The 5,832-nt window shown below is 62.2% G+C and carries 2 protein-coding genes; both read left to right on the top strand.

Annotation, left to right across the window (positions count from 1 at the left end; genetic code table 11):
* A partial coding sequence (locus H7B90_RS27705; RefSeq protein WP_221482199.1) for a stalk domain-containing protein occupies positions 1–228 on the top strand: 228 nt, incomplete at its 5' end.
* A gap of 30 nt (positions 229–258) precedes the next feature.
* Complete coding sequence (locus tag H7B90_RS27700) at positions 259–5,676, top strand: cadherin-like beta sandwich domain-containing protein (RefSeq protein ID WP_185139147.1); 5,418 nt, start codon at positions 259–261, stop codon at positions 5,674–5,676.
* Positions 5,677–5,832: the final 156 nt, after the last annotated feature.

Genomic DNA, 5,832 nt, shown 5'->3' with positions numbered 1-5,832 from the left:
AAGCTGACGCGCGGCGGCGCGGCGTACGCGATCCGGGCGGGCGAGACGAAGGCGGCGAAGACGGCCGCGGACGGACAAGCCTCGCAGATCGAGCTGAACGGCGCGCCGCTGGAGAAGCAAGGGCGGCTGTTCGTGCCGGTGCGCTTCTTCGCCGGCGAAGCGAACTTGGACATTCAATGGGACGCGGAAGCGAAGCTCGTCGTGCTGCGCGATCCCGTGTTCGAATAGAAGCCAGGGGAAGAGGAGAGAGGGCATAACATGCTGCGCAAAGGCTTGATCCAACTGATGGCGACGCTGCTCGTCGCCTTGCCGCTGCTGGGCGTCTTCGGCAAGGACGCCGGGGCGGCTTCCTCGCGGATCGCCGTCATCAAGGAGCTGTCGGGGGACGTGAAGGTCCGGAAGGCCGGCGGGTCGAAGGCGTTCCGCGCGTTCGCGAAGCTGAGCCTGAACCAAGGGGATATTCTGACGACGGGGGAGAAGGGCTCGGCGACGCTGCAGTTCTCCAACGGCACGTCGGAAGACGACCAGATGACGGTGGCGGCGAACACGACGCTGACGTTCTCCAAGCTGTCGAACAAGAAGGGCAGCGTGACGAAGGTCAGCATGCTCAAGGGAACGGTCTGGTCCGACGTCAAGTCGATCCGGAACAAGGACGACGAGTTCCAGCTCGAGACGCCGACGGCGGTCATGGGCGTGCGGGGCACGCACTTCTTGTCGGCGGTCGACCCGAACACGTCGGCGACGAACCTCACCGTCTTCGCCGGGGTCGTGCGGGCGAACGTCCCCCAAGCCGGGCAGCTGGCCATCGCCGGCTCTTCGAGCGGAGCGGTCGGGGGCATGATGCCGGCGGCGCCGACCGGCCCGAACGGCCCGATCGGCCCGAACCGCCCGAACGGCCTCGGCCAGACGGTGCTGGTGTATCCTTCCCAGCAGATTTACTTGCCGGGAACGCTGCCTCCGGCCGCGGACCTGAACGGGCAGGTCGGCATCGTGGACGTGGGCAGCCTCATCGGCACCGCGCCTCCCGAAGTGATCCAGGCGCTGGTCACCCATCTCTCGGCGATCAAGGAAGAGCAGGAAGGGCAGAAGAAGAAGCTGCAGGAGAATCCGGGCGGGATCGCATCCGGCCTGGAGACGCTCGGCCAAATCGCGGAGAATATCGACAGTCTGCTGCCGGGGCTCCTGAAGGAAGCGATCGACCAGGGCAAACTGGGGCAGCAAACGGTGGATAGCGCCATCCAAAAGACGAAGAACGAGACCGGGTATACGATCGGCCTGGATAAGACGGTCGGTCTGGATCCGGAGCAACAGAAGCGCCAGGAAGAGCTGAAGCAGCAGCAGGCGAGGGAAGCGCGCGAAGCCCAGCAGAAGCAGGAGGACAAGCAAGCCGAGCTGCAGCGGCAGCTCGGCGAGCTGATGAAGCAGCTTCAAGAGCAGATGCAGCAGATCGAGGCGGCGAACCGGCTGGCGCAGCAAGCCGCGCAGGCGGCGGCGGAAGCCGAGCTCAAGAAGAAGCTCACCGATGAGGAGAAGGCGAAGTTCGAGCAGAACAAGCAGCAGAACGAGCAAGGCGCGGGCACGTCGACGCCTTCTCCGTCGACCTCCTCCGGGTCGTCGAAGTCGAGCAACGCCAACCTGCAGTCGCTTGGCCTGTCGGCGGGCACGCTGACGCCGGCCTTCGACGCGAAGACGACGAGCTACGCCGCTTCGGTCGGCAGCGAAGTGTTCGCCGTCGACGTGATCCCGGTTGCCGCGAGCAACAAAGCGACCCTTACCGTGAACGGGTCCGCGCTGACGGGCGGCAAGGCGTCCGTGCCGCTGGCGCCGGGGACGACGACGGCGATCTCGGTGAAGGTCAAAGCCGAGGACGGCTCGATCAAGGAGTACAAGATCGCCGTCGCGCGGGCCGCGACGCCGCCTTCCGGCACGGCGACGCTTCAGTCGCTGACGCTGTCCGCGGGGACGCTGAGCCCGGGCTTCGCGCCGGAGACGACCGCTTACAAGGCGAGCGTCCCGAGCGCGACCGGATCGGTGACCGTGAAGGCTGCGGCGACCGATTCGAACGCGGCCGTCCGCGTGAACGGCGAGCCGCTGACGGCCGATGGCCGCGCGGTGACGCTCGGCTATGGGGCCAATACGGTCAACGTGGAAGTGACGGCGCAGGACGGCACGACGAAGAAGACGTATACGGTCGAGATCACCCGTCAGCTATTGAACGCGGTGAAGATCGCGTTCCCGTCGGGTTCGCCGCTGCAGATCGACTTCACGTCGGCGAATCCGAACACGGAGTTCGAAGTGCCCGCGGGCTCGGACAGCCTCGATCTGACCGTGCCGAGCGGCGGTCCGGAGCTGACGGTCGTCGCGAACGGCAGCCCGGTGACGCCGGAGCCGGTGTCCGCGGCCGGCCTGAAGGCCATGGCGGCCGTAGCGCTGTCGGTTCCGTCCGCTTGGAAATATGCGATCCCGCTCGTGCCGGGAAGCAACGAGATCAAGCTGACGGCCGTCATCGACGGCGTGTCCAAGACGTACACGATTCTCGCGATCAAGCCGGCGACGAACGTGGCGACGCTGAAGAGCCTCTCGGTCGACGGAGCCGAGTTGGCCGGCTTCGCTTCCAACAAGTTCGAATACGAGCTGAGCGTGCCGAACGAGAAGACGTCGGTCGTCGTCTCGGCTGAGGCGACCGTCGCGGGCGCCGGCGTCAAGGTCAACGCCCCGGACGTGCTGGCTGTCGGAGCGAACGCGGTCACGGTTGTCGTAACCGCCAAGGACGGCGTGACGACGAAGACGTATACGATTACGGTGATTCGCTCGGAGCCCGCGGTTTCGAGAGTGGCGAAGCTGAGCTCCTTGTCTCTGACCAGCGGAGAGCTGTCTCCGGTGTTCCATCCGGATACCGAGAATTATGAAGCGACCGTAAGCAGCGACGTTCCGTCTATCGGGGTGAAGCCGGCCATCGAGACGGTTGGTACGATCAAGGTCAATGACCAAGCCGTCGAGAGCGGACAGAGCGTGAATATTCCTCTCAACGTAGGACCCAACACCGTCACGATCGTCGTGACGGCTCAAGACGGCGCGACGACGAAGACGTACACGGTCGCCGTCACCCGAGCCGTGCCGCCGGCTATGGCCAGACTGAGCGCTCTGACGGTTGAAGGCGGGGAGCTGTCCCCGGCTTTCGACCCGGACATCGGATCGTACGCGGTCAGAGCGGGATACGGGACTGAAGAGATCGTCGTGACGCCGACGGTCAAAGCGGGCGGAACGATGACGGTTAACGGGAGCGCAAGCTCGAGCGGAGCAAGCCATACCGTTCCTCTGGCGGTCGGGGTCACGACGATTACGATCGTCGTAAGAGCCCAGGACGGGACCGATACGATGACCTATTCGATAGTAGCAACGAGAGAAGCCGCCCCGGGGCCGGCTTTGTCGAAGCTGCGATTGTTGAACATGAGCCGCGATTTCGAGTATAAAGCTTACGCTCCGGTTGACGGCAACGAGACGATGACCTATTACCCGACCGTGACGACGACGGCATCGGATATGGCGGGGCCATTGGGCGGCTCGCCGTTCTGGATCGAATTGGCGGCTTCCGGAGCCGACGCGGTTACGTTCAACGGCGCGTCTTACAGCGATGTGTCCTTGCCCATGATTTTGTACAAAAACGAGACGGCATCTTACCCGATCGTCCTCTCTTCGGCCGAAGGGACCAAGACCTACACGTTGACGTTCGATTTGCCTCCCGACACGAATTATTTGAAGAGGCTTCAAGCGGACGGGACCGAGATCGGCGCTTACGATATGCTCCACCAGACCGAATTCGCGGTCGACGCTCCGAACGGGGCGACGGAAGTATCGCTGGTCGCGCTGCCTCTGGACGAACGCTCTGCGGTATCGGTCAACGGGGAAGCATGGACGCCGTCGGCCGAAGCGGCTCCCGTAGGTTGGAACTCCGACCGCAATATCGTCGTCGAGGTGACTCCTCGGGACGGATCCGCCGCCAGGACGTACACGATTCACGTGAACGAACTTCCGGCCGAAGGCGGCGGCGGTCTCGGAGAGCCGGGGGCTCACGATATCGACTTCTTCGGCGCCGAAGGGAATCTCGGCTTCGCCTTCGACCCGGAAGATCCCGGAACGTACCGCGGGACGCTCGTATTGGGAGATTCGGGGAACCAAGTCGACGTGGAAGTGGCGGCGAACTCGAACGCCGACGTGAAGCTGTCCTTCAACGGCGCCGAATGGAACCCGATGACCTATGTAGGGGATGGCGTATGGAAGCTGACGTATACGCTGGAGGAGAACTTGAATTCCTTCCTCATTCAAGTTCTTAACCCGGAGAGGATCGAGACTCCGTCGTATTATGAATATACGTTGAAGTACGGCGCCGGGACCGGTTCGGACTCGGACGCGACGTTGTCGGACATTAAGCTCGCCGAAGGAGAATCCTACGGAGAGGATCGGCTTCTCGATTTCTCCTTCGATCCGAACCATCGCAGGCAGAAAATCCATATCGGCGGCATCGACGAGAAGCTGGCTCTGAAGCTGACGAAGAGCAATCCGGACGCATCGGTGGTATCCGTCATGCTGAACGGGGAAGAGATCGAGGCGTTAGACGGGGTCTATGTCCTGCCGCTCGCGCCGGAGACGGAGCCGGCGATGCTCGTCCGATTGAAGAGCGCGAACCAGGCTCTGCAGCAAACGTACGAGTTATCCTTCGTTCGAGACGATCCTTGGGCTCTGAAGCCGAAGCATCTGGACGTCTCGCAATCCGCGGCGACCGGCAATTCCCAGCCTCTCGAATGGACGTTCACCTCCGCCGACCGGTTCTATACCGATCTGGACATGGATACGTTCGAGGTCGGGTATGACGGAATCAGCCTAGGCTTCTTGCCGGATTCCGGATACGGCGTTGCCTATGAACCGGAGAACGGCAATGTGACGGACGGAGTATGGGAAGGCATCTCGACGGGATTGAATCATCTGGCGGTCACCGTCTACGAAGGCGAGTCGCTGGCTACCGCGACGTATAAGAGGACGTACCATTTTTATGCTTACTTGGGCGAGCCGTTCCTGGAATACAACGAAGACGGAACGGAAGGAGCGCCGATCCGACAGTACGGCGTTCCTTATGACGGAACGACCTACTTCGAGATCCCCGCGAGCTCTTGGGGAGTCGCCTATTCTTTTTACTCCGGAGACGACGGAGCGGAATTGACTTTCCCGATTCAGACGCCGGACTCCGGCAGCGAATTTAGGAACGGGCTGTACGCAATCGATCCGATTACCGGAAGGGAATTCAACCATTCGGTCCGGATCCACTTCGGAGAGTCGGGAACGGCGCCGGAAGTCGCTTTCGACAGAGATGACTGGATCGAAGCGTCTCCCATCGCATCCCGCAATTATCCGGGTGCCCAGTTCTTTTATTATCCGACGTCCCTTCTCTATGATTTACGAATCATAGGGGAAGCGGGGGTAACCGACGTCGAGGCGTACACCATGGAAGACGAGCCGCTTCCGGGCAAAGTTTACGATCCGGATACCCGCACCTGGATGTGGACGGATCGAGAAGTCCCGGGCCATGGCGACGTCTTGACCGAACTCTTAAAAGTCAAGGTGACAGGAGACGGGTTCGCGACCGTCTACTACGTTAAGCTCATGGCTCCTCCTCTCTAAGACGGGAAGGCGCTTGGCGCACGAGGCCTATTGCCTCGGTGCCGGGCGTCCTTTTTTTTCTACGAATGTCCAATTCACATACAGATCGGCGGGATCCAACGGGATTCTGTCTATTCCGGTTTCCGAAGGCGGGCGGCAGGCGCTAACGTGCGCTAA

It is taken from the genome of Cohnella xylanilytica, from assembly GCF_014212175.1.
GTDB lineage: Bacteria > Bacillota > Bacilli > Paenibacillales > Paenibacillaceae > Cohnella > Cohnella xylanilytica.
The sequence above is the reverse complement of the archived record's forward strand: the minus strand, read 5'-3'. Positions and strand labels throughout refer to the sequence as shown.